The organism is Leisingera daeponensis, from assembly GCF_019801465.1.
GTDB lineage: Bacteria > Pseudomonadota > Alphaproteobacteria > Rhodobacterales > Rhodobacteraceae > Leisingera > Leisingera daeponensis_A.
On the sequence record NZ_JAHVJA010000001.1, the window covers coordinates 553,465 to 576,790 of the forward strand.

The 23,326-nt window shown below is 60.3% G+C and carries 19 protein-coding genes; 8 read left to right on the forward strand and 11 right to left on the reverse strand.

All coding sequences use genetic code 11. The features are described from left to right. Nucleotides 1-42: 42 nt before the first annotated feature. The 4 genes from KUV26_RS02705 to KUV26_RS02720 form a co-directional block, all read right to left on the reverse strand. Entirely contained in the window at nt 43-1,089 is a 1,047-nt protein-coding gene (locus KUV26_RS02705) for a dipeptidase (RefSeq protein ID WP_222507223.1), read from the reverse strand. 28 nt (nt 1,090-1,117) lie between these two features. Continuing rightward, nucleotides 1,118-1,783 carry a class II aldolase/adducin family protein gene (locus KUV26_RS02710; protein WP_222507224.1) on the reverse strand — a complete coding sequence of 222 codons (666 nt, stop codon included), beginning with the start codon at nt 1,781-1,783 and terminating at the stop codon, nt 1,118-1,120. 16 nt (nt 1,784-1,799) lie between these two features. Continuing rightward, complete coding sequence (mtnA, locus tag KUV26_RS02715) at nt 1,800-2,906, reverse strand: S-methyl-5-thioribose-1-phosphate isomerase (RefSeq protein WP_222502654.1); 1,107 nt, start codon at nt 2,904-2,906, stop codon at nt 1,800-1,802. 139 nt (nt 2,907-3,045) lie between these two features. Further along, nucleotides 3,046-3,891 (reverse strand): neutral zinc metallopeptidase, encoded by an 846-nt coding sequence (locus KUV26_RS02720; RefSeq protein ID WP_222507512.1) that lies wholly within the window; start codon nt 3,889-3,891, stop codon nt 3,046-3,048. A gap of 305 nt (nt 3,892-4,196) precedes the next feature. On the opposite strand from KUV26_RS02720, the gene KUV26_RS02725 reads away from it, so the two are divergent. The 5 genes from KUV26_RS02725 to KUV26_RS02745 all read left to right on the forward strand — a co-directional run bounded on the left by KUV26_RS02725 (nt 4,197) and on the right by KUV26_RS02745 (nt 13,388). After that, entirely contained in the window at nt 4,197-5,348 is a 1,152-nt protein-coding gene (locus KUV26_RS02725) for an efflux RND transporter periplasmic adaptor subunit (RefSeq protein ID WP_222507225.1), read from the forward strand. A gap of 3 nt (nt 5,349-5,351) precedes the next feature. Continuing rightward, entirely contained in the window at nt 5,352-8,477 is a 3,126-nt protein-coding gene (locus KUV26_RS02730) for an efflux RND transporter permease subunit (protein ID WP_222507226.1), read from the forward strand. Between the two features lie 793 nt (nt 8,478-9,270). Continuing rightward, a complete protein-coding gene (locus KUV26_RS02735) occupies nt 9,271-10,236 on the forward strand; it encodes a TAXI family TRAP transporter solute-binding subunit (protein ID WP_222507227.1) in 966 nt (321 codons plus the stop codon). Nucleotides 10,237-10,350: 114 nt separating this feature from the next. Next, complete coding sequence (locus tag KUV26_RS02740; RefSeq protein WP_222507228.1) at nt 10,351-12,960, forward strand: TRAP transporter permease; 2,610 nt, start codon at nt 10,351-10,353, stop codon at nt 12,958-12,960. Further along, entirely contained in the window at nt 12,957-13,388 is a 432-nt protein-coding gene (locus tag KUV26_RS02745) for a universal stress protein (protein WP_222502659.1), read from the forward strand. Before KUV26_RS02740 ends, KUV26_RS02745 begins: the two co-directional genes overlap by 4 nt. 27 nt (nt 13,389-13,415) lie before the next feature. Here the strand turns inward: KUV26_RS02745 and KUV26_RS02750 are convergent, their stop codons facing one another. The 3 genes from KUV26_RS02750 to KUV26_RS02760 are packed head-to-tail and all read right to left on the reverse strand — an operon-like array spanning nt 13,416 to nt 17,525. Next, entirely contained in the window at nt 13,416-14,465 is a 1,050-nt protein-coding gene (locus KUV26_RS02750; protein WP_222507229.1) for a lipocalin-like domain-containing protein, read from the reverse strand. Then, nucleotides 14,455-16,872 carry an FtsX-like permease family protein gene (locus KUV26_RS02755; protein ID WP_222507230.1) on the reverse strand — a complete coding sequence of 806 codons (2,418 nt, stop codon included), beginning with the start codon at nt 16,870-16,872 and terminating at the stop codon, nt 14,455-14,457. The genes KUV26_RS02750 and KUV26_RS02755 overlap by 11 nt, the downstream gene beginning before the upstream one ends. After that, nucleotides 16,869-17,525: an ABC transporter ATP-binding protein gene (locus KUV26_RS02760; protein ID WP_222507231.1), complete on the reverse strand. Its 657-nt coding sequence runs from the start codon at nt 17,523-17,525 to the stop codon at nt 16,869-16,871. Before KUV26_RS02760 ends, KUV26_RS02755 begins: the two co-directional genes overlap by 4 nt. 195 nt (nt 17,526-17,720) lie before the next feature. On the opposite strand from KUV26_RS02760, the gene KUV26_RS02765 reads away from it, so the two are divergent. Further along, nucleotides 17,721-18,170: a potassium channel family protein gene (locus KUV26_RS02765; RefSeq protein WP_222502663.1), complete on the forward strand. Its 450-nt coding sequence runs from the start codon at nt 17,721-17,723 to the stop codon at nt 18,168-18,170. Here KUV26_RS02765 and cls read toward each other — a convergent pair. Beyond that, nucleotides 18,167-19,582 (reverse strand): cardiolipin synthase, encoded by a 1,416-nt coding sequence (gene cls / locus KUV26_RS02770; protein ID WP_222502664.1) that lies wholly within the window; start codon nt 19,580-19,582, stop codon nt 18,167-18,169. The genes KUV26_RS02765 and cls overlap by 4 nt on opposite strands. A 144-nt stretch (nt 19,583-19,726) precedes the next feature. Here cls and KUV26_RS02775 point away from each other — a divergent pair, with 144 nt between their 5' ends. Continuing rightward, the gene (locus KUV26_RS02775; protein ID WP_222502730.1) at nt 19,727-20,593 is read left to right on the forward strand and encodes a YihY/virulence factor BrkB family protein; all 867 of its coding nucleotides are present in this window, start codon (nt 19,727-19,729) and stop codon (nt 20,591-20,593) included. A gap of 129 nt (nt 20,594-20,722) precedes the next feature. Further along, on the forward strand, nt 20,723-20,911 hold the full coding sequence (locus KUV26_RS02780; RefSeq protein ID WP_222507232.1) for a hypothetical protein: 189 nt from the start codon (nt 20,723-20,725) through the stop codon (nt 20,909-20,911). A 6-nt stretch (nt 20,912-20,917) separates the two neighbouring features. Here the strand turns inward: KUV26_RS02780 and KUV26_RS02785 are convergent, their stop codons facing one another. The 3 genes from KUV26_RS02785 to KUV26_RS02795 are packed head-to-tail and all read right to left on the reverse strand — an operon-like array spanning nt 20,918 to nt 23,210. After that, the gene (locus KUV26_RS02785; protein WP_222502666.1) at nt 20,918-21,634 is read right to left on the reverse strand and encodes an RlmE family RNA methyltransferase; all 717 of its coding nucleotides are present in this window, start codon (nt 21,632-21,634) and stop codon (nt 20,918-20,920) included. A gap of 52 nt (nt 21,635-21,686) precedes the next feature. After that, entirely contained in the window at nt 21,687-22,067 is a 381-nt protein-coding gene (locus KUV26_RS02790) for a hypothetical protein (RefSeq protein ID WP_222507233.1), read from the reverse strand. A gap of 30 nt (nt 22,068-22,097) precedes the next feature. After that, nucleotides 22,098-23,210 carry a Ppx/GppA phosphatase family protein gene (locus KUV26_RS02795; RefSeq protein WP_222502667.1) on the reverse strand — a complete coding sequence of 371 codons (1,113 nt, stop codon included), beginning with the start codon at nt 23,208-23,210 and terminating at the stop codon, nt 22,098-22,100. Nucleotides 23,211-23,326 lie beyond the last annotated feature (116 nt).

The window sequence follows — 23,326 nt, forward strand, 5'->3', positions numbered from 1 at the left end:
AAAATCAGCGGCTTGCGTTGTGATGGTGGCGTGGATCCGCCATCAGCCCAATGTTTGCTCAAGCACGCGGAGCCAGTTTCCGTGGCAAAGTTTCGCCATTAGTTCGCGGCCGTAGCCGTGCGTCTGCATTGCCTTGCGCAATGCCGGCAGTCCCGCCACATCCTTTATCGCATCAGGCACCGTGGCCCCGTCGAAATCGGATCCCAGCCCAACACGGTCTTCCCCCAGGATATCGATCAGATAGTCCAGGTGCTCAAGCATTCGTGCGAGAGGCGTGTCCGCCTTCATCCGGCCATCCTTGCGCAGGAAAGCTACAGCGAAGTTCAACCCGACGATTCCATCACTGTCGCGAATGGCATGCAACTGCCGGTCGGTCAGGTTCCGGCTGTGCGGACAAAGCGCATGGGCGTTTGAGTGGGTCGCAACCAATGGTTTGGTGGAGTGCCTTGCAACATCCCAAAAACCAGCTTCATTCAGATGGGAGAGGTCAACCAGAATATTCATTTCATTGCACTTCTTAACCAGTCGCAGGCCATCGGCCGTGAGCCCGGGGCCGGTGTCGGGGCCGGACGGGAAACGGAACGGAACGCCGTGTCCATAGATCGTCGGGCGGCTCCAGACCGGACCCAGCGAGCGAAGGCCTGCCGCGTGAAGAACCTCCAGAGTCTCAAAGTCGGGATCAATCGCCTCGGCGCCTTCCATGTGCATGACGGCTGCCATGACGCCGGTTTCCATTGCGGAGCGGACGTCAGAGGCCGACCGGCAGATTTTCAGCGCGCCTTGCCTTTCCAGGCTGATAAGGGTCGCCGCCTGAGCGAGCGCGGTCTGCATTGCCTGCGGCCAGGCCACCGCAGGCGGCAGCGGCAGATCGTAACTCTCTGGCATCATCTCTTCGAGGAAGGACGCGTCGCCGCTATCCGGAACGAAGATTGCAAAGAAGCCTCCGGCAAAACCGCCAGTTCGTGCTTTGATCAGGTCGACGTGGCGGCCGCCGGCCCCCATAAAACCGGCTTCACCAGCGGAAACGCTGCCGCACTGGATTTGCAGAAGAAGGTCGTTGTGCCCGTCAAAGATCAGAGGGTGTTTCATTCCTGCTCCGGTTTGCAGAGATGCAAAGTCAGCGGCTGTCCTTAAGGCCGTAGTCCTTAAATGCCGCCTTCACGTCCTCGATTTCGCTGTCGCTCAGGATATGCGGCTCTCCAATGGTCAAGCTCGCCATATAACTCTTTGCCAGAGTTTCTAATTCAAGCATTCGCCACATGGCGCGGGACAGGCTGTCTCCGGTGGCGACGGCACCATGATTTGCCATCAGGCAGGCACTGCGGTCCCGCAAAGCCCGGATGATATTGTCTGACAGCTTCTGGCTGCCGAACAGCGCGTAATCGGCAACGGGAACATCGCAGCCGCCAAAGGCCGCGACCATATAGTGGCAGGCCGGGATAGCCTGACGGTTCATTGCCAGCGCACTGCAATAAACGGGGTGGGCGTGCACGACCGCGTTCACTCCGGTTTTTTCCCGGAGGATCGCGAAATGAAAGGGCCATTCGGTTGAGGGCTTCCGTTGGCCATTCTTCGGCGGGCTCCCATCCAGCGGCAGCGCCACCAAGTCTTCGGGTGCCATCTTTTCGTAGGGCAGGCCCGAGGGGGTAATCAGCATTTGGTCCCCCGCGCGAACCGAGATGTTGCCAGATGTGCCCTGATTGATGCCGTGAGCATTCATTTCCAGACAGGCACGGATGACCTCCTGGCGAAGCTCCAAGCAGTCCTGGTTCGGAGTTTTCATAGCCAAGTTTCCGGCATCACGCGGGTTCCACAGAAGCCATGTCCGGAAACAGGCCTGCAAGGCCCTCCTCGGTCGCGGAACAGATGCCGCGCTCGGTTATCAGCCCGGTCACAAGCCGGTTCGGCGTCACGTCGAACGCCGGGTTGCCGCCGGGTGTGCCGTCTGGAGTGACCTGAACGTTTGCGATGCCGCCATATTCGGTCTTGCCTTGGACATGAGTGATCTCGCGCTCGCCGCGTTCCTCAATCGGGATTCCGGAGATGCCATCAGACACCGTCCAGTCGATGGTCGGCGAGGGCAGGGCGACGTAGAAGGGCACCCCATTGTCCTTGGCGGCAAGCGCCTTCAGATAGGTGCCGATCTTGTTGCAGACGTCCCCTCGGCGGGTGGTGCGGTCGGTTCCGGTGATGACCAGATCGACCTGCCCGTGCTGCATCAGATGGCCGCCGGCGTTGTCGCTGATGTAGCTGTGGCTGATCCCATGGCTGCCCAGTTCCCAGGCGGTCAGCGCGCCCTGGTTGCGCGGGCGGGTTTCATCGACCCAGACATGAATCGGGATGCCTGCTTCATGTGCCTGGTACATCGGGCTGGTCGCAGTGCCCCAGTCCACGGTAGCCAGCCAGCCTGCGTTGCAGTGGGTCAGCAGCCGGACCGGCTCACCTGCGGATTTGCCGGCAGCTATCTTCCGGATCAGGTCCAGTCCGTGGGCGCCGATGCTGCGGTTGATTTCAACATCTTCGTCAGCAATTTCATGCGCAAGAGCCAGCGCGGCCGGGGCGCGCTGTTTTTGCTCGAGAGGCCGCAAATGAACGCGGCAGCGGTCCAGTGCCCAGCGCAGGTTTACCGCTGTCGGACGGGTGGCATTGAGGAAGCCCCAGGCCTGATCCATGGCCGCATCAGACGGGTCCAACCGCATCGCCAAGGCCATCCCGTAGGCGGCGGTCGCCCCGATCAAAGGCGCGCCGCGCACCCGCATTTCGACAATGGCATCGGCAAAATCCTGCAGTGTAACAACCTGCTGTATGCGGAAGTCATGCGGAAGCCAGCGCTGGTCGATGATTTGCAGCGCGTCCCGATCGTGGTCCCACCACAGGGACCGGTAGTGCGTCCCGTCAACTTTCATCCGGCTGCCTCCCATGCGTTGCTGCGGCACTGCGCAACCGGACAGGTGCGGTACGATCAACCTGCCCGGTGCGCTGCTGCCTCTGAGGCTACACAAACATCAAGCGCTAAAGACTTCAATGGCCTGCACAAGTGGCTTGTCACAGGTCGGCGGCAGAGAATGTGTCGCAAGCCTGAACTTCTCCGGTTTCAAAGCCGCGGGCGAACCAGGCCTGCCGCTGAGCGCTGGTGCCATGAGAAAACGTATGAGGCTGCGGCACCCGGCCGGCGTTGCGCTGCAGTGTGTCATCTCCGATCTGCTTTGCAGCGTTCATGGCCTCCTCGACATCACCAGGTTCGAGCGTGCCCAGCGCGTCCTGCGCATACCGTGCCCAGATTCCGGAGAAGCAATCGGCCTGCAACTCGGTTCGGACAGAAATCGCATTGGATTCGACTTCGCTGACCTGAGCCCGGACCCGCTGGGTTTCTTGCAGGATGCCGAGCTCGTTCTGCACATGGTGAGCGACCTCATGTGCAACCACGTAAGCGGCCGCAAAGTCCCCCCGTGCCCCCAATCTCTGGCTTAGCGTAGTAAAGAACGATGTGTCGAGGTAAACTTTTTCGTCCAGCGGGCAATAGAACGGTCCCGTGGCCCCGGAAGCTCCGCCACAGGGGGATTGAGTGACCCCCTTGAACAGCACCAGAACTGCCGGGTCGTATTGGCGCCCAAGCTGTTGCTCAAATATCGACGCCCACACATCCTCGGTGTCGGCAAGGGCGACGCTGACGAATTCCGCGGCTTCCTGATCAGCTGCAGTGACCGGGGCCGGGCTGCCGGACTGCGGGGCAGTGCCTTGAAGCAACGGAGTCAGGTCCACTCCGAAGAAGGCGCCTGCGACAACAATCAGCAGGATGCCGGCGCCACCGATCCCCGCGCTTCTGCCGGACATCCGGCGGCCTCGCCGGTCTTCGATATTCCGGCTTCCCCGCCGCCCTCTCCAACGCATGTCGATCTCCTTGCTTGCAAGCCAGGCGCCTTTGCCGGGACAAGGTAACTGCCCGGCACCTGATTTCAAATGCCGCAAGCTGTTTCTGTCCGTCTGCGCCATATCAGGAACGCTTCAATGCATCCCGCAGTTCCCGGGGTTCAATGTAGGCGCGCGCTGCGGGCAGCGACGGAAGTTTCAGTCTGAAGCGTGTGCAGCTTGCAGATGTGCGCTGGAGAAGTATTCAATAGGGAAACGATTTCTTTACCCGGCCGCAGGCTGGGCGCGGCTGCATGAAAAATTCGGTTTATTTGAAAGGCTCAGGAATGACGTGTTTTTGGAACAGGGGCCTGATCGGCCGCACTGCACTTGCGCTGATTGCGGCGGTTGGCCTGACAGCTGCTGACACAGCGTTTGCTCAGCAACAGGGCGCAGCCCCAAAGGTTTCGGTTGCTGAGGCGGAGATTAAACCGGTCAAGGACACGGCAACCTTTATCGGCCGGGGCGAGGCAATCGATAAGGCCGATATTATGGCTAGGGTGAACGGCTATCTGGAAGAGGTTCTGGTCAAGGACGGCGCGGAAGTTGAAAAGGGCGACGTTCTGTTCCGGATCGAACGCAGCGCGTATGAGGCGGTGCTTGAAACCCGCAGGGCGGAACTTGCCCAGGCGGAGGCAAATCTGGAACTGGCCTCCCTGGAACTGGCCCGAAAGCAGGAGCTGTTTGAGCGCGGATCGGTCCCGGAAACGGATCGCGACACCGCCCGGGCCAATGAACTGGTGGCTGAGGCGCAGGTGCGGGCTGCCCGGGCCGCCATCCAGCAGGCCGAACTGGATCTGAGCTACACTGAGGTTCACGCGCCGTTTTCCGGCCGTGTCGGGCGGGTTGCAGTCAGCCTCGGCGATGTGGTCAGCCCCAATGGATCGCCCTTGGTCAACATCGTGCGCGAGGCGCCGGTCTATGTGTCTTTTTCGTTGAATGAAAAGCAGTTTGTGGAAATCCTCCAAAGTTTGGAGGCTGAGGGCATCGACCGTTCCGATACCGGGACTGCGCCGGAAGTTTTTGTGGTGCTGCCCAATGGTTCAGAGCTGGAAGAGAAGGGCCGGATTGCCTTTGCCGGCAATAGGGTAGACCCCGCGACCGGTGCCGTCACGGTGCGCGCAGAATTCGAAAACAGCGGTCGGCTGATCCTGGACGGCGCTTTCCTGACCGTGGGCCTTCAGTCTCAGGAAGCGGTGGACCGCGTCATCATTAGCCAGGCGGCGATCCAGCGAGATCAGCAGGGTCCGTTTGTTCTGGTCGTGGATGAGAACAATCAGGTGCAGCAGCGTTACATCGTGACTGGCGACGCGCAAGGCACCGGGATCATTGTGCTCGACGGATTGATCAAAGGCGAGACCGTGGTGGTCGAAGGCCTGCAGAAAATCCGCCCAGGCGTCGAGGTGGACCCGGTCATGGCCGTGCAGGCTGGAGAATAAGCAATGTTTTCTTCCACCTTCATCAACCGGCCGAAGTTCGCAATCGTCATCTCCCTGGTGCTGACGGTAATGGGAGTGATCGGTTATTTCGCATTGCCGGTTGCGCAATTTCCGGAAATCACGCCCCCAGTGGTGAACGTCACCGCGAGTTACCCTGGCGCCAATGCCGAAACCGTCGAAAAGAGCGTCGCCGCACCGATCGAGGCGCAGGTCAACGGCGTGGACGGGATGCTCTACATGTCCTCGACCTCCGCTGACAACGGCAGCTATTCTCTCGCGGTTACATTCGAGGTCGGAACCGACCCGGATATCGCTTCGGTCAATGTGCAGAACCGCGTGGCGCAGGCGGTGGCTGCATTGCCCGCGGAGGTAACTGCCAACGGCGTCGTGACCCAGAAAAGCTCCACCAACATGCTGCTGGTGGCAGCCCTGACTTCGCCCAATGGCTCCTACGACAGCGTGTTCCTGTCTAACTATGCCGCGATCAACATCAAGGATGCACTGGCGCGTGTCGGCGGAGTAGGCAAGGCAGATATCCTGACCAATTTCGAATACGCGATGCGGGTCTGGCTGGATCCAAACAAGATGGCAGGACTGGGTATTTCCCCCGGCGACGTGATAAGTGCCGTGCGGGAGCAAAACATCGAGGTATCGGCCGGGCAGGTGGGGGCTCCGCCGGTACCGGGTGATCAGGTGTTTCAGTATACAATCAAATCCAAGGGCCGCCTGACCGAGGTCAGCGAGTTCAAGAATATCGTGATCCGAACCGGTGAAGGCGGCAGCACCGTTAGGCTTTCTGATATTGCCACGGTTGAGCTTGGAGCCTCGAACTATAGCGCATCAGGGTTTTATGACGGCGTGCCGTCCACCATTCTGGCAGTTTATCAGGCTCCCGGGGCCAATGCGCTGGCGGTGTCAGAGGCGGTTCTGGCGGAACTGGACCGGCTGTCAAATGATTTTCCGGAAGACGTCGCTTATTCGGTGCCGTTCAACACCACTGACTTCGTCGAGCAATCTCTGAACGATGTGATCTCCACTTTGATGATGACCTTTGTGCTGGTGATCTCGGTGGTGTTCATCTTTCTGGGATCATTCCGCGCGACGATTATTCCGGCCGTGGCAATTCCGGTCTCGCTGATCGGCACCTTCGCCTTCCTGCTGGCGCTTGGCATGTCGCTCAACACCATCTCGCTGTTTGCGCTGGTGCTGGCCATCGGCATCGTGGTGGACGACGCCATTGTGGTGGTTGAAAACGTCGAGCGCATCATCGCCGAGGAAGGGTTGCCTCCGGCAGAGGCAACCCGCAAGGCGATGGGGCAGATCACCGGCCCGGTGATTGCCACAACGCTGGTGCTGCTGGCGGTGTTTGTGCCTGTCACCTTCATGCCGGGGATTACCGGGCGGCTTTATTCGCAATTCGCGGTGACCATTTCGGTCGCGGTGGTCATCTCTTCGGTCAACGCTTTGACACTGTCTCCAGCGCTTTGCGCGATCGTTCTCAAACCCCGTTCGGGTCCGCCAAGGGGGCTGCTGGCGGTGTTCGAGAACATGATCGGCGGTGTGCGGACCGGTTATCTGAGCATCGTCACGCGCCTGCTGCGGTTGCCGGTGATCGGTCTCGCCATAATTGCCGCAGTGGCCTTCGGAACTGGAACAGTCTTCAGCACCACGTCAAAAGGGTTCCTGCCGCTGGAGGACAACGGCTATCTGTTTGTCGATGTTCAGCTGCCTGATGCGGCGGCTCTGGGGCGGACCGAGACCGTGACGGGGCGGATTGACGAGCAGATCCGTCAGATCCCCGGTGTCAAAGGCACTGTTCTCGTCAACGGGTTCAGCCTGCTGAACGGCGCCAGCGCCAATGGCGCGATGATCATTGCGAACCTCGATCCCTGGGATGAACGCAATGACGACAGCCTGCGGCCTGATGCGATCCTTGACCAGATTTACAGTATTGCCAATGGCGAGGCTGCGGCCAGCATCGTTGCCTTCAACCCGCCGCCGATCTCCGGCCTGGGCATGTCGGCCGGTGTTGAAATGGAGGTGCAGCAGACCGCCGGGGGCACCCCGCAAGACCTGGCGCAGTCAGTCGGCTCGCTGGTCTATTCTGCCAACCAGCGGCCCGAGATTGCCCAGTCCTACACCACGTTCCGGGCCAATGTACCCCAGGTGTTCGTTGATCTGGACCGGGAAAAGGCCAAAACGCTGAACGTACCGATTGCCGAAGTCTTCCAGACTATGCAGGCCCATCTGGGGTCTTACTATGTGAATGATTTCAACCTGTTCGGGCGTGTCTACAAGGTGCTTTTGCAGGCGGAGGGGTCTTACCGCGACAAAATCGAGGATATCGGAGGCTTGTATGTTCGGGCGCAATCCGGGGAGATGGTGCCACTGTCGACCCTGATCGACGTGGAGAACGTGCTGGGGCCGGTGCTTCTGAAACGGCACAACATTTTCCGTTCTGCAACCGTCACTGCTGTTCCTGCACCTGGCCTGTCCACGGGGGACGCGATCCGGGTGATGCAGGAGGAAGCCGCGACAGCGCTGCCGCCGGGCTATTCATTTGAATGGACTGGAACCGCACAGCAGCAGCTGGACTCTGCCGGTCTGGTCACCGTGATCCTGGGGATGGCCGTGCTGTTCGGCTATCTGTTCCTGGTCGGACAGTACGAAAGCTGGACCATGCCGGTTGCGATCCTGCTGTCGGTGATCGTGGCGCTTTTCGGTGCCGTGGCTGCGGTGGCGCTGGCGGGGAATGATATCAACCTCTACACCCAGATCGGGATGATCATGCTGATCGGCCTGGCGTCAAAAAACGCAATTCTGATTGTGGAGTTCGCGATGGAGCAACGGGCAGCTGGCCTGTCCATCCGTGAGGCTGCACAGGAAGCTGCCAAACAGCGTTTCCGGGCGGTGATGATGACCGCGCTGTCCTTCCTGCTGGGAGTGGTGCCGCTCATGATCGCGTCCGGTGCAGGGGCTGCCAGCCAGCGCGCGATCGGTATCGCGGTTTTCGGAGGCATGCTGGCAGCGACCGTGGTCGGCGTCATCGTCGTGCCGGTGTTATATGCGATGATGCAGGGCATGCGCGAGCGGATCAAAGGTCAGCTCAAAGGCAGCCCAACCGCATGATCGAAGCATCTCCGGCGGGCGTAGTTCGCCGGAGATTCGCCTTGAGAGTGTGCTTTCCTGAGCCGGAAATCAGGCAGCCTGCCGCGCCCTCAGGCCGCGCTCATGGGCCTCCGCCAGGATCAGTTCCCACTTTCGCGGCGTGCATCGGAATTCCGGCTCAACGTCACACGTCAGGGGCGCACAGATTTCCTTTGGAATTCTGCGGGCTTGGGCGGAGACACACCGTTCCAATGCCCAGAAATCCGTCAGGGACGGATTGTCACAAATTACTTGGCTCAGCAGCATTGCTGCAGGCTCCCTGTCTATTGTTGGTAATTGCCTCAGCTCTTTTGAACCGCGGCTCAAGTTTTTTAATTATGGCGGCTTGATATCCTTGTTGAAGCCGTTTGTCACCGGTTCGTTTTCTTTCATGGACTATGCCGCGGGAATTTTAGCGGAGGCAGGAAACAGGGCTGGGGCGGTCAGGAACGAGGGGCGCGGAGAATCGCGCCTAAGGCGGCTGCACGTGCAAGCGAAAAACATAGTGCAAGTTCAGTGGAAACAGGGTGGCGTTTGCGGGGAAAAATCTCTAACTGGCGTCAATACCGGGAAAAACGCGTCCAATGAGGGTGCGTCAATAAATAGCACCCTTGACTTGAGGAGGGGGCGGTGGAACCCTTCTGCGCGTGCAAAATAATCCGCACGCAGCTTGTCTGGCAGCCTGCAACTGACAGCCGCGCTTCGGCTTCAGAGCTGTGTTCCCGGCGGTGCTGGCCAAGCTGCAAATCATAAGACAAGTGGGAGAGACTTGATCATGAAACACACCAAACTGGCTATCGGTGCATTGGTGGCAGCGTCCTTTTCGGCGCCCGCAGCATTCGCTCAGGAATACATCACCATCGGCACCGGCGGCGTGACCGGCGTGTATTATCCGACCGGCGGTGCCATCTGCCGTCTGGTGAACAAGGGCCGCAAGGAGCACGGCTTCAAATGCGCCGTGGAATCCACTGGCGGCTCGGTCTACAACATCAACACCATCCGTGAAGGCGAACTGCAGTTCGGCGTGGCCCAGTCCGACTGGCAGTACCACGCCTACAACGGCTCCTCCAAGTTCGAGGAAGCAGGGCCGTTCGAGGGTCTGCGCGCCGTCTTCTCAGTCCACCCGGAACCTTTCACCGTTGTGGCACGTGCCGACTCCGGCATTTCCACCTTTGACGATCTCAAGGGTAAGCGCGTGAACATCGGCAACCCGGGTTCCGGCCAGCGCGGCACCATGGAGGTGCTGATGGAAGCCAAGGGCTGGGGCATGGAAGATTTCGCCCTGGCAACTGAGCTGAAGGCGGCAGAACAGTCCGCGGCACTGTGCGACAACCAGATTGATGCGATGATCTACACCGTCGGCCACCCGTCGGGTTCCATCCAGGAAGCCACCACCGCCTGTGACTCAGTCCTGGTGACTGTGGACGGCGAAGCGGTGGAGAAGCTGGTTGCAGACAATTCCTTCTACCGCACCGCCACCATTCCGGGCGGCATGTACCGGGGTACCGATGAAGACGTGCAGACCTTTGGGGTAGGCGCCACCTTCGTGACCTCGGCGGACGTTTCCGAAGACGCGGTTTATGCGGTTGTCAGCTCTGTCTTTGAAAACTTCGAGGCCTTCCAGAAGCTGCACCCGGCCTTCACCAACCTGAAACCGGAAGAGATGATCGCGGATGGCCTGTCGGCGCCTCTGCATCCGGGTGCAGAGAAATATTACAAGGAAAAGGGCTGGATCGAATAATCCGCCAGACAATGAGGGGCGGGGCGCATCAGGCGCCCCGTTTTCGCCTGAGGCCAAGGGCCCGGGCATGACTATTCCGGCCCCGGGAAACGGCGGCCGCAGGGGAGATTATCCATGACATCCGATGCTCAGGGAAATCGGCCGCTTAGCGAAGAAGAGCTTCAGGAACTGGTCGCGTCTTCCGACGCCGGCGCCCGCAACCCGGTAGGGAGCGTGGGGCTGTTCCTGGCAATCGTTGCCGTCATCTGGTCCGTGTTCCAAGTCATCCTGGCCTCACCGCTGGCCAACCAGCTGCTGCCTGGCAGCGTGATCAACAATTCGCGCCAAATCCATTTGGCTTTCGCCATTTTTCTGGCCTTTGCGGCATATCCCGCATTGAAGTCCAGCCCCCGCGGCTACATCCCGGTTCAGGATTGGGTCTTTGCCATCGCTGGCACTGTCATCGCGCTCTACGGCTATATTTTCTATCAGAAAATTGTCGATTCAGGAGGGCTTGCAGATGACGTGGACAAATGGTTCGCCCTCGCCGGTCTGATCCTGCTGTTCGAGGCTGCCCGCCGCGCTTTGGGTCCGGCAATGGCAATCATTGCGACGATCTTTCTGGCCTATGTGTTCTTCGGCTCCTCCGAATGGGTGCCTGAGGTTATCCGCTGGAAGGGCGCCAGCCTGAAAAAGGCTATGAGCCACATGTGGATCACTTCCGAAGGCGTGTTCGGCATTGCCCTTGGGGTCTCCACCAAGTTTGTCTTTCTCTTCGTGCTGTTCGGTGCGCTGCTCGATAAGGCAGGCGCCGGCAATTACTTCATCAAAATGGCCTTCGGCGCCCTCGGCCACCTGCGCGGCGGTCCGGCCAAGGCGGCCGTGGTCGGCTCCGCTGCAACCGGCCTGATTTCCGGGTCCTCCATCGCGAACGTGGTCACCACCGGCACATTCACCATCCCGCTGATGAAGCGTGTGGGCTTTACTTCCGAACAGGCAGGCTCGGTCGAGGTTGCTTCCTCGGTGAACGGCCAGATCATGCCGCCGGTGATGGGCGCTGCCGCCTTCCTGATGGTGGAATACGTCGGCATTTCCTACGTCGAGGTGATCACCCATGCTTTCCTGCCGGCCGCGATTTCCTATATCGCGCTGGTTTACATCGTGCATCTGGAGGCAGTGAAACGGAACATGCCGACGCTGGGCAACCGGGTCGTCTCCATGGGCCGGACCATCGGCGGAATGGCACTGTTCTTTGCCGGATTCGCGGCCCTTTGCTACGGTGTCCAATACCCGGTGAAATGGATCGTTGCCGCGATGCCTGATGCTTCGGGCCTGACTTTGTCGGCACTGGTTGTGCTGGCCTATGTCGCGCTGCTTTGGCTGGCTTCCGGCGTCGATGACCTGGTGCCCGACGACCCGAACGCCAAGGAAGTTGAGCTTCCAGTTGTTGCTGAAATCTATAAGGCTGGCCTGCATTACCTGCTGCCGATCATCGTTCTGGTCTATTTCCTGATGATCGAACAGAAGTCTCCCGGCCTTTCCGCCTTCTGGGCGACGGCACTGCTGTTCGTAATCTTGCTGACCCAAAAACCGCTCAAGGCGATTTTCCGTGGTCAAAGCAACATGGCAAATGCCTTCATGGCAGGTGTCAATGACCTGTGGCACGGGTTGATCGACGGCGCCCGCAACATGATCGGCATCGCACTGGCAACAGCCACCGCGGGCGTGATCGTGGGCACGGTAACGCTGACCGGTGTCGGGCAGGTGATGGCGGACCTGGTTGAATTCGTTTCGGGCGGTAACTTGATCCTGATGCTGGTGATGGTTGGCCTGTTGTCACTGGTACTGGGCATGGGCCTTCCGACCACAGCCAACTACATCGTCGTCAGCTCCCTGATGGCGGGGGTGGTGGTGGAGCTTGGCGCCCAGTCGGGCCTCATCGTGCCGCTGATCGCCGTGCACCTGTTCGTATTCTACTTCGGGATCATGGCCGACGTGACGCCGCCAGTGGGTCTTGCTAGTTTTGCGGCGGCGGCGGTTTCGGGCGGCGATGCGATCCGCACCGGCTTCACTGCTTTCTTCTACAGCTTGCGGACTGTGGCGCTGCCGTTTGTGTTCATCTTCAACACCGATCTGCTGCTGATCGATGTGAACTGGATGCAGGGCATACTGGTTGCTGTATCGGCCACGATCGCGATCCTGGTCTTCACCGCCGGCACCATGGGCTATTTCGTCAGCCGCAACCGGATCTACGAGAGCATCCTGCTGATCTTTGCAGCCTTTGCACTGTTCCGGCCGGACTTCTTCATGGACCGGGTGATGCCGCCTTTTGCTCAGGTACCGCCGGCCCAATTGGCACAGGCGCTGGAAGATGCGGAGCCAGGGGCGGAGCTGCGGATCACCGTGGAAGGTCCTGATTTCGACACTTCCGAAATCAAGAGCACCACGATGATCATGACCGCCGACGGCACCGATGGCCAGGCGGCGGTTGATGCCTACGGGCTGCTGCTGCTGGAGGAAGATGGTGCGGTCAAGCTGGAAGAGCCGATGTTCGGAACCCCGGCAGCACCGAACCTGGAAAGCTTTGATTTCTACGCCGACGAGCCGGTGCAGATCATCGCAATTCAGGCGCCCGCCAGCCAGCTTCCGAAGGAACTGATGTTCCTGCCTGCGCTCCTGCTGGTCGCGCTGGTGGCCCTGATGCAGCGCGGCCGCGATCGGGAAGAAGAAGGAGTAACAGCATGAGCAAACCGGTTCTTTGCGCATTGGAGCTGAATGATGAAGCTCTGGACGAAAAGGTTCTGGCTCAGGCCGCCCGGCTGGCGGCCCTGGACGGCGCCCAGCTTGACGTGGTGAATGTTTTACCCGACTTCGGTGAAAGCTGGGTCTCCGGGTTCTTCGAGGAGCATCACCACGAAAAAGCCGTGAAGGATACGACGCAGCGGCTTACCGGGCTTTGCGCCAAGGTGCTCGGGGACGAACGCAACGCCAAGGTGCGCCATCTGGTGGCAACCGGCACTGCCTATCAGGAGATACTGAAGGTTGCCGAAACAACCGGTTGCGGTCTGATCGTGATAGGGGCGCATAAACCCGACCTCAAGGACTACCTGCTGGGCCCGAACGCAGCCCGGGTCATCCGGCATTCCGACTGCTCGGTCTTTGTGGTTCGCTGAAACTGACAAGGGCGCTTTCGGGCGCCCTTATTCATAGCCGGTCATCTCCAGGTAGCCTGTGCCGCTGTGGCTGCCGGTGACCGTGACCGGGCCTTCCCAATAGGAAAATGTGGTTCCCATCCAGCTTTGCGGGTTAAGGGCTTGAATCTCGATGGAAACGCCCTTGGATGGCAGGTTGGCACGCCAGCGTGTAGGGACCGTGCGGCCTGCCACATTGGTGGTTTCCAAAGGTGCTGCCTGAAACGCTCCCGCTTCCAGAGGCTCGGCTGGGCCTTCCGCAGGTATCCAGGTTCCCGATGTGAAATCGCCGCTGTCGCCGCGCAGCAAAAATCCCATCAGCTTGTCACCGCTGTCAAAGCTGAGAGAAAACCAGTCCCAGCCCTTCTGATCCGGCGCCAGGGGCTGCGACGACCATTCCCGGTCAAGCCAGCCGTGGCCGGAGACGTCAACTGGCCCGTCCGGCAGCGTCAGAGTTCCAGTGACTTGGTAGTGCGGCTGGGAATAATAGTAGCTCGCCTGACCTTTGGCGGATTTTACCGAATATCCGTTGTCTCCGTGCAGCACAAGTGGGCCGCCCGAGGTTAATTCCAGGTCGTATGAAAAACGGCCGCCGTCAATGGATAGCTCTATGTTTTCAATGCTTTCCCTGTCTGAGTGGAACCTCCAGTCGTCGATCCAAGCAATAAAAGGATTGAGCCGGACGCCAGCCTGCCCGATCCCGCCACGGGCAATGCGTTCAGAAAAGACATGCTGCTTTTTGGAGGTCACGGCAGCATGCGCCATCCAAATTTGCGGGCTTTGCCATCCGTCCGTGTCTCCGGGGGCCAGCGCAGAGCGGAAAAGCGTCCACTGAATGCCGTAGGCCTTGCCATCCGGCCCCTCAAGATTGGCCGTCAAATACCACCATTCAATACGAAAATCAGGATGCGGGCCATGATCTCGAGGAAATATCAGCTGCGTTCCGGGTTTCGGGATGGCGAAGCCTTCAGCATCCGAACCCAGCCCTGCGTAGCCCTGCGGCTGAGCAGCGGTTGTCCAGCCGGCCGCAACGGCACAAAGCAAAAACCTAACGTTCATTTGCAAACACCTTTAACAGGTCCGCCGGGTCAATGCGGCTGAGACGCCGCGCCGGAAGGGCGGCGGCAATAACTGCTGCCAAGAGCGCCAGCAGGAACAGCCGCAGCCAGTCGCCGGGAAAGAGGAACATAGGCAGCTTCCAGCCAAAGGCCTCCACATTGATCACAGACAGCAGCGCCCAGGCCAGAACCAGGCCCAGCGGCAGCGCAAGCAGCGCAGTGAAGGCTGCAAGAAGCAGGCTGCGCAGCAGTTCCGTGGCGGCCAGCTGGCGGCGGGTCAGGCCCATGGCCCAAACCGGCGCCAGCTGCGGCAGGCGCTGGGTCCACAAGGTTAGCAGGCTGGTCAGCAGCGCAAATCCGGCCACGCCGAGCGTCAGCAGGTTGAGAGCGGCGGTAATGACAAATGTTCTCTCGAATACAGCCAGGGAGCGGGCCTTGGCCGTGGCTTGGTCAGTAATGTTTTGCCTTGGTATATCAATGTCCTGCCGGATTTTTCTAATCACCCCTGGAACCTCCTCAGGGGAAGTCCGCAGGCCAAACTGGCGGTTTGGTATGTCAGGTGCGCGGGCCAAAAGCGCCTGCATGGCAACCATCGCCTGGCCGCTGGGATTGCCGTAGTCGGAGTAGATCCCGGCGACCGGCAACCGCCATCCCGGTTCGAGTTCCACGAGACTGCCCGGGGCCAGATCGTACCGGCGCGCAAGCTGTTCATTGATCAGCACGCCGCCGCCGCTGGAAATCCGGTCCCAGACATCCGGAAGCGCGTCCAGCAACGGCCAGTTCTCCCGGTAGGCATCGTTGTCTTCATAGCCATAGATCCGCAGGGAAGTCCCCTTGAACCGGGTATCATAGTAGCGGCGCGGCAGAACCGTAATGCCCTGCTTGTCCGCCCATTGCTCCAGTTCGGCGCCCTGGGCGTCACTGATCGCGGTGACGTAGATCTCGGCAAACAGCCGCTGGTCCAGCCAGCCGGTAAAGGTCTGGCGGAAGCTGGACACCATGGTGCCGACGCCGACATTCGCCGCAAGCGCCAGCAAAAGCGCCATAAGGGCAAGCGACATACCTGGCAGCTGTGCTTTCGTATCCGCCCAAAGCCACTCAGCAAAAGCGCCCTCGGCCAGCCGCCCTCCCAGCGACAGCCCGGCGGAAATCAAAAGTGGAAGCATCAGCGCGGCTCCGAGCATGAGCGCGCCAAGGAATGCAAACCCAGCAATAAGACCTTGAAAAATTTGAAGTACAAGCACTCCGCCGGCGATTATGACAAAACCGGTCAAGGCTCCGGCCAAATGCGATCGTGTGGCTTGCTGGCCCCGGGCGCGGGTTGCCGGAGCGGCCAGCAACGGCATCCGGCAGAGCGAATAGAAAGCCTTCGCGCCGGCTAGGAAGGCTCCGACCAAAGTCATGGCCAGACCGGACAGCACCCAGCTTGGGCGCAGGGACAAGCTGCCATCCACTGGTACCCCATAAAGGCCGGCCAAGGTGGCACTGACCCCCGGTAGCAGCGCCGCCGCAACCGCATAGCCCCCGGCGAGCCCCACAGCACTGGAGATGAGTGCAATCACAGCCATCTCAGCAGCAAAAAGAGCTGTCAGAAGCCGCATCGGCACCCCAAGGCTGCGCAAGGTCCTGATCATCCCGCGCCGCTGCTCAAGGCTGAGGGCGATGGTACCTTGAACGATGAACAGGCCGACGGCAAAGGAAAGAAGGCCGAAAGCGGTCAGGTTCAGATGGAAGCTATCCGTCAGCCGCGCTGCGTCGGACCCGTCGGCTCTTGCAGGGACGAAGGTCAGTTCCGGCGCCAGTTCCTTAAGCGGTGCCAGACCCGGCCGCTGATCCGGCAGCACCAGCAGATAACTCAGGCTGTCGGGCCGCCGCAGCAGGCGGCTGGCAAGGCTGAGATCCGCCAACGCCACGCCGCGTGGCAAGGCAGCCGTGGGCGTCACTGGGTGAACGGTTTGCGCCGCCTGCAATTGCACCGCCGTTTCCGGATGTGCAAAAAGCCTGCCAGGCGGCAGCAGCGCCTCCAAAGGACGCGCGGTGCCGTGCTCCGCGGCCGCCTGCAGTGCCGCTGCGCGGGGGTGCTGGAGTAGGTCCACCCCCATTAAATCAAACGTTTGCAGTTCGAACCTGACCACCCCCGTCAGCACCGGCGCCAGTTTCCAACCGGCGCGCCGCAGATCCGCATACCGGCCAAGCGGGATGGTTCCGGATTCGGGGTTAAGACGTGCGGAGTCCGCTGTGCCTAGTTGTTCTGCTGCCTGAGCATAACTAGCGCGCGCCTCTGCATTGATGGCCTGAACCGCTGACCACAATCCGGCTGCCAGTGCCAGTCCGGCAATCAGGGTCGCCAGTTGCAGCGGGTGGCGCCGCCAATGCGACAGGATCGCCTGCAATGCTGCGGGGGTCATGAAACTGTACCGTGCCGCAGATGCAGACGCCGGTCCAGCATTTGCGCAATGGCGTTTGAGTGGGTTACCAGAAACAGCGCCGTACCGCTTTCCCGGACGAGTTCCAGCATGAGCTCCATCACTGCCGTGCTGGCGGCTTCATCCAGGTTGCCGGTTGGTTCATCCGCCAGCAAAAGTTTGGGCCGCACGGCCAGAGCGCGTGCAATGGCGGCGCGCTGCTGCTGGCCGCCGGACAGCTGCTCTGGATAACGGCCCAACAGGCCGGACAAGCCGAGGCGGTCCGCCAGCCTTTGCCCCCAAGCCGCATCCCATGTGCCCCCGAGCCTGGCATGCAGCGCAATATTCTTCTCAATGTTAAGTGAAGGTATCAGGTTAAATTGCTGAAAAACCAGTGAAACGTGACGACGTCGCAGGGCGGCTTTCTGTCCGTCCCCAAGCTCCGACAGGCGGACACCATCAATCCCGATCTCTCCGCTGTCGAAATGATCCAGTGCCGCCGCCAGGTGCAGCAAGGTGCTCTTGCCGGAGCCGCTATCGCCTGTCAATGCCAGGCTGGTGCCTGCTGACAGGTCCAGCGAGACCCCGCGCAGCACAGCTGTCTCCACTGTTTGGCCCGGGTACGACTTGGTGACATCGCGGATCGTCAGAACCATTTACGGCAACCTTCCGGCCTTTGGTCTTGATGTGCTGCAAGGTAGTCAATACCGATGGCTGCAGGATGTCCAGCCGGACACATCCAGGACGCTGGTTCATTGGCGCAGCGGATTGCTGAAATCCCAGCCAGCTGGCATGATTTCCGAGGTGAAGCCGGGGGCGCCTAGGGTCGAAAAAAGAACAGGAGGTCCGGCATGACGCTGTGGAACCAGCTGCTGTGGGGATCCATAAATCTCAGTGCTTGCCTGATCCTGGAGATCACGATCCTCGTCTGGTGTGCGTCCGTCTTGAACAGGCTGTCAGAACGGTTCGGGAAACCCTACCGACGCTGGCAGCTGGCCCTGATGCTGGTGGTGGCCATCTTCATTATCCTTGGCAGCCATACGGCGCAGGTCTGGATCTGGTCCGCGGCATTTGTCCTGGTCGGGGCGATCGCGGACTGGAATACTTCGGTCTATTTTTCGCTGGCAACCTATACCACACTGGGCTACGGCGACGTCGTGCTAGGGCCCGCCTTGAGGATTTTCGCTGCCTTTGCAGCGGTAACGGGACTGTTCGGATTTGGAATCAGCACTGCCTTCCTTGTCAGCGCCATGAGCCGCCTTTTTTCATTGGACGGTCAGCACTCTGACAGCAGAAATTAAAGCACCGGAGCCAGCAGGCGGGCGGCCGGGGCCAACAGGCGGACCCTGAGTTTCTGCTGGACCAGCCCTTCCGTCAGGTCCCGGGCGTTTTGAAAATCCTTGGCGAGCATTTCAGCAATTTCGGCCGCCGGGCGCTCATCAAAAAACAAGGCCATGGTTTCAAAATTCAGCCGGAAAGAGCGGTTGTCCAAATTCGCTGTTCCAATCCCTGCGATTGTGTCGTCCGCTACAAAGCATTTCTGGTGCATAAAGCCGCCCTGATAGCGCAGGATGCGTACCCCGGCGTCGCGCAGTTCATCAAAAAATGCAAAGCTGGCGAGCCACGGCAGGTAGTGGTCGACCGTCTCCGGCAGCAGCAGCCTGACGTCGACGCCGCGCAGCCCGGCGTGTTTCAATGCCGCAAAAACATCCTGGTCAGGAACAAAGTAGGGGGACGCCAGCCAAATCCTGTGTTGGGCGGCGGTGATTGCAGAAAAGAAAAGCATCGAGCCGTTGCCGGTTGTGTCGCCGGGGCCGGTCGAGGCAATCAGGGCAGGCAGGTCTTGCGGCGAGGGTTCAGGCTCCCAGTTCAGAAGGTCCAGGACCGGTTCTTGGGTGCGCCAGTGCCAGTCCTCGGCAAAAGACAGCTGCAGCTGCTGGACAATTGGCCCGTTCAGGCGGACATGGGTATCTCTCCAGGGGCCGAAATGAGGATTCAGCCCCATGTACTCGTCCCCGACGTTGAGGCCACCTGTGAAGCCAGTGCGGCCATCGATGACCACGGTTTTCCTGTGGTTCCGGAAATTGATCCGCAAACGGTGCCAGGGGCCGCGCTGCACAGCCGGGTCAATCATGTTGACACCCGCTTCCTCAAGCGTCTGCTTGAAATCCCGGGACAGCTTGCGGCTGCCTACACTGTCGGTCACGAACCAAACCGTGACGCCGCGCTGTGCCGCGGCGATCAGCCGGGAATGGAACTGCCTACCCAGGCCGTCATCCCGCAGAATGTAATACTGGACTAGAATATAATCTTGCGCATTTTCAATGGCTTCAAATATTGAATTAAAAGTTTCCTCTCCGTTGACAAGAAGCTTCATGCCGTTGCCGCGGCATACTTTCAGGCCCGCGATCATTTCAAACGGGGCTGTGTTGATCCCCTTGGCCGCGGGCGCCTCCGTTTGAGAACTTGTATAGTTGCGTTTGGCAATGACCGCCTGCTCCGCCGCCCGGCGCGCTTTCCAGTAGCCTTTGAACCGGTGGTGGCCAAAGATCAGGTAGGCGGGCAGGGCAAGGAGAGGGGCCGCAAGCAGAAATACCACCCATCCTATAGCGCCTTGCGGCGTTCGTGCGGTCCGGGCGGCACTCAGCGCCGCCAGGCCGGCAGCCGTCCAGGTTGCAGCCAGGGCGGCCGTGCTGAAAACAATCCAGAACATCTAGGGCTCCAAAATCTGCCTTTGACTCAACCTAATGCGGAAAGGGGCAGCCCGCCATGCCAACTGCCGCTGCGTCCTTTCAGCTTTGATGGAGGAGGTGTTTTGGCGCTGGTATTTTCCCTGCAGTTGTGGGACCTTGCCGGTATGCCGATCCTGCCGCCCTTCCGAATGTGGCCTGCCGCATTGTTAACCGCCGCAAGCCGTTTTAACCGGAAGAACGGCTGGGTGATGAGCAGCCATATCGCGATGTCGATGATGCTGGCACTGTTTCCTTTTGTGCTGTTCACCGTGGCGCTGGCAGGCACTGTCGCCGGGTTCTTGTCCCAGGAGGTTGAGGTTGAGGCCATGACGGAGCAGGTGTTCAGCGTCTGGCCGGACGCGGTGGCACGGCCGATTCTGACAGAGCTGAAAGCGGTTCTGCGGACATCCAATACCCAGTTGGTGACGCTCGGCGGCTTGTTTGCGCTTTATTTCGCGTCAAACGGAGTCGACGCCGTGCGCACAGCCATGGTTCAAGCCTACCATGATACGGACAGCCGGCCTTTTTGGCGGTCGCGGGCGCTGTGCATTGCCCTGGTTATCCTCGGCGGGGCAGGCATTCTGGCCGCTGCGGTGTTCGAGGTGATCATGCCGCTGTATGTGCGCCATATCGCCAAACTCCTTCCGTTCGCCACCGTGCCGCATGGCTGGGAGCAGGGGTTGAGAGGCATCCTGGCGCTGGCGCTTCCGACCGGTGCGGTTCTGGCGTTCCATGTGTTGCTTCCGGGCCGCGTTCATCGTTTCCGGCGGATCCTTCCGGGCGCAGTGCTGACTCTGCTGCTTTGGCTTATCTGCGGCAGCGGTTTCGCCATCTATGTCGGGTCCTTTGCCCAGTATTCAGCCACCTATGCGGGCCTTGCCGGGGCCATGGCGGCGATGATCTTCCTTTACCTGAACTCCGCCATTCTGATCTTGGGCGCGGAATTTAACGGCGCTCTGATCGATATGGCAAACAGCATGGGCCGCACGTAGCACCTGCGGAACTGCCGCAACTGTTTCCGTTTGTTCAACAATTAGGCAGCTTTGCCACAATTGCGCCCAAGTTTCATCCCGGTCGCCCATTAGGACTGCAGCAAGGCAGCGGATCCAGAAGGGGCCATCATGACAGAACTGCAAACCAAACTGCGCCACATACGGCTGTTTGAGCTGATGCGGCAGCGCGGGATGGCCTGTCATACCGGCCGCAATCTGCGGGTCTCCCGGCTTTCAGATGAAGACGGAGAGGACGCAGCCCTGCTGCGCACCCTGGCAGCCCGGTCGCTGACAACGCCCCACAGCCGCCGGATCTGATCGGGATCAGCCGCGGAAACCCGTGGCTACCACAAATTTCTCAGAGCTGTCCGACCGCGAGGAGGGCGGCTTGATATTCATCACTTTGGTGAATTTCTGTTTCAGCAGTTTCTGCAGTTCACCCTCGGCACCTCCAGCGAGCACCTTGGCAACAAAGGTGCCGCCGTCCTCCAGCACGTCAAAGGCAAAATAGGCGGCGGTTTCGCACAGCGAGATAATGCGCAAATGGTCGGTCTGCTTATGGCCGGAGCTAGCTGCCGCCATATCAGACATAACAACATCCGCCTTGCCGCCCAGCCATTCCTTGACCTTGTCGTCGGCGCCGTCGTCCATGAAGTCCAGCTGGTGGAATTCCGCACCCGCCAGCGGTTCGACTTCTTGCAGGTCAACGCCAATGATACGGCCCACGGCCTTGCCCTGTTTTTCACCAAGTGCATTGATGCGCTTGACCGCGACCTGCGCCCAGCCGCCGGGCGCGCAGCCAAGGTCGACGACGCGGGCGCCGTTCACCAGAAAGCGGAATTTATCGTCCAGCTCCATGATCTTATACGCGGCGCGACCGCGGTAGCCTTCGGCCTGGGCGCGTTTGACATAAGGATCGTTCAGCTGCCGCTGCAGCCAGCGGGTCGAGCTGAGCTTGCGCCCGCGGGCGGTTTTCACATTGACCTTCAGATCCCGCTGCCCGCGGCCGGATGTGTTTTTACCAGTGGGGGTCTTTGCCATAAGCGTTTTCTCCGAAAGTGCCGGCTGCAGATAACCTCTTGCTCCTGCCGGATCAAGGCGATGCTTTTTTCCCCGGCAGCGCAAGATCAGGCCAGGGAGCGGAAATGCCAAGCACCAGATACCCTAGAAGGTTTGCAGCCTTGTCCCAAGGGCCATTCTTATCCTCTGCAGCGGGAGGGGCCTCGCCCCAAAAATCTTCAGTGGCCACTGGTCTCAGATGCCCTCTGTGAATAGCGCGAAGGTACTCAGAAGCCTCCGCTGCCTCTTCGGCCGGAACCCGGATCGGAACCCCGCCAAATGCCAGGCTGTGATGTGGCAGAAGCGTGATTGTGTTGATCCCCGGGCAGAATACCTGGAACCCGGCAGCCTCCAGGGCTGAAACCGTTACTGAGACTGTGCTGAGCCGGTAAGCTATGGCAATGGTCGAATACATGCATGGCACCTTGCAAATTCTGTAGAGCAGTCAGTACAGGCCGTCTTCCAGAACGCCATCCGCACTCATCTGCGCGTACAGCAGGCCTTCGCGCAAGCCGCGGTCCGCGACCGACAGCCGGTCGGTGGGCCAGCAGCGCAGCAGTGCCTGCAGGATCGCGGACCCGGACATGATCAGCGCCTGCCGGTCCTCTCCGATGCGGGGGTCGCGCCGGCGGCCTTGAGGGCCGAGTTCCAGGTAGCCGCGGATCACCTTGTCAATCTGGTCACTGGTCATCCGCAGGCCGTCGACCTTGGTCCGGTCATAGCGTTTGAGCCCCAGATGCGATGCCGCCACGGTTGTGACGGTGCCGGATGTGCCAACGATCTGGAACCCTTCCCGGGCTTGCTCATCTTTGTAGGGAGCAAAATCAGCAAGGTTCTCCTCAAAGAACCAACTCATCAGGGCGAAACGCGCGGCATCATCTTCCACATCGTTGAACTGGTCGCGCAGCGTAGCAACCCCCAGCGGCACGGAGATCCAGTCCACCACCCTGGCCGCGGGGAAGGGGCTTTCGGTCGGGTGAAACCCATTGTGCAGCCGCATGATTGCCGCCGGACGGTCCCGCCGCGGTACTGAGGAGATGTCGATCCACACCAGTTCAGTCGAGCCGCCGCCAATATCAACCACCAGAAGCTGCTCTGTCTTGGTGGACACCAGCGGCGCGCAGGAGATCACCGCCAGCCGGGCCTCTTCCTCCGGCTGGATTATCTCCAGCGTCAGCCCGGTTTCCCGTTTCACCTGGCGAATGAAGTCGCGCGCGTTCTTGGCCCGGCGGCAGGCTTCGGTTGCCACCAGACGCATCCGCTTGACCTTGTTGCGCTTGAGTTTTTGCTGGCAGATGCGCAGCGCCTGAATGGTGCGCGCCATCGAGGACCGCGACAGCCGCCCGGTCCGCTCCAGTCCGGCGCCCAATTGCACCGACTTGGAGAAGCTGTCGACCACATGGATACCGCTGCCCTTGGGCTGGGCGATCAGCATGCGGCAGCTATTTGTTCCCAAATCCAGCGCCGCATAGAGCGCATCAGGATCGGGACGGGCCGGTGCAGGGGTCTCAACCGCTTTGGGAAACGCGCCCGCACCTTTCGAGCGCCTGGGCGCCATGATTCACGCCCTCCGATTATCGTGTTAAGAATGACAATAGGTGCGCATGTGCGGCGGCGCAAGCGCCCCGGCAGGAGAAGTGAAGCAATTTCCGCCGCTTCCCGGAAATCTCATAA

Excerpts from the sequence above, each read along its gene's own strand:
- KUV26_RS02705 (WP_222507223.1), bottom strand. The coding sequence starts at position 1,089 with ATGAAACACCCTCTGATCTTTGACGGGCACAACGACCTTCTTCTGCAA.
- KUV26_RS02710 (WP_222507224.1), bottom strand. The coding sequence starts at position 1,783 with ATGAAAACTCCGAACCAGGACTGCTTGGAGCTTCGCCAGGAGGTCATC.
- mtnA (WP_222502654.1), bottom strand. The coding sequence starts at position 2,906 with ATGAAAGTTGACGGGACGCACTACCGGTCCCTGTGGTGGGACCACGAT.
- KUV26_RS02720 (WP_222507512.1), bottom strand. The coding sequence starts at position 3,891 with ATGCGTTGGAGAGGGCGGCGGGGAAGCCGGAATATCGAAGACCGGCGA.
- KUV26_RS02725 (WP_222507225.1), top strand. The coding sequence starts at position 4,197 with ATGACGTGTTTTTGGAACAGGGGCCTGATCGGCCGCACTGCACTTGCG.
- KUV26_RS02730 (WP_222507226.1), top strand. The coding sequence starts at position 5,352 with ATGTTTTCTTCCACCTTCATCAACCGGCCGAAGTTCGCAATCGTCATC.
- KUV26_RS02735 (WP_222507227.1), top strand. The coding sequence starts at position 9,271 with ATGAAACACACCAAACTGGCTATCGGTGCATTGGTGGCAGCGTCCTTT.
- KUV26_RS02740 (WP_222507228.1), top strand. The coding sequence starts at position 10,351 with ATGACATCCGATGCTCAGGGAAATCGGCCGCTTAGCGAAGAAGAGCTT.
- KUV26_RS02745 (WP_222502659.1), top strand. The coding sequence starts at position 12,957 with ATGAGCAAACCGGTTCTTTGCGCATTGGAGCTGAATGATGAAGCTCTG.
- KUV26_RS02750 (WP_222507229.1), bottom strand. The coding sequence starts at position 14,465 with ATGAACGTTAGGTTTTTGCTTTGTGCCGTTGCGGCCGGCTGGACAACC.
- KUV26_RS02755 (WP_222507230.1), bottom strand. The coding sequence starts at position 16,872 with ATGACCCCCGCAGCATTGCAGGCGATCCTGTCGCATTGGCGGCGCCAC.
- KUV26_RS02760 (WP_222507231.1), bottom strand. The coding sequence starts at position 17,525 with ATGGTTCTGACGATCCGCGATGTCACCAAGTCGTACCCGGGCCAAACA.
- KUV26_RS02765 (WP_222502663.1), top strand. The coding sequence starts at position 17,721 with ATGACGCTGTGGAACCAGCTGCTGTGGGGATCCATAAATCTCAGTGCT.
- cls (WP_222502664.1), bottom strand. The coding sequence starts at position 19,582 with ATGTTCTGGATTGTTTTCAGCACGGCCGCCCTGGCTGCAACCTGGACG.
- KUV26_RS02775 (WP_222502730.1), top strand. The coding sequence starts at position 19,727 with ATGCCGATCCTGCCGCCCTTCCGAATGTGGCCTGCCGCATTGTTAACC.
- KUV26_RS02780 (WP_222507232.1), top strand. The coding sequence starts at position 20,723 with ATGACAGAACTGCAAACCAAACTGCGCCACATACGGCTGTTTGAGCTG.
- KUV26_RS02785 (WP_222502666.1), bottom strand. The coding sequence starts at position 21,634 with ATGGCAAAGACCCCCACTGGTAAAAACACATCCGGCCGCGGGCAGCGG.
- KUV26_RS02790 (WP_222507233.1), bottom strand. The coding sequence starts at position 22,067 with ATGTATTCGACCATTGCCATAGCTTACCGGCTCAGCACAGTCTCAGTA.
- KUV26_RS02795 (WP_222502667.1), bottom strand. The coding sequence starts at position 23,210 with ATGGCGCCCAGGCGCTCGAAAGGTGCGGGCGCGTTTCCCAAAGCGGTT.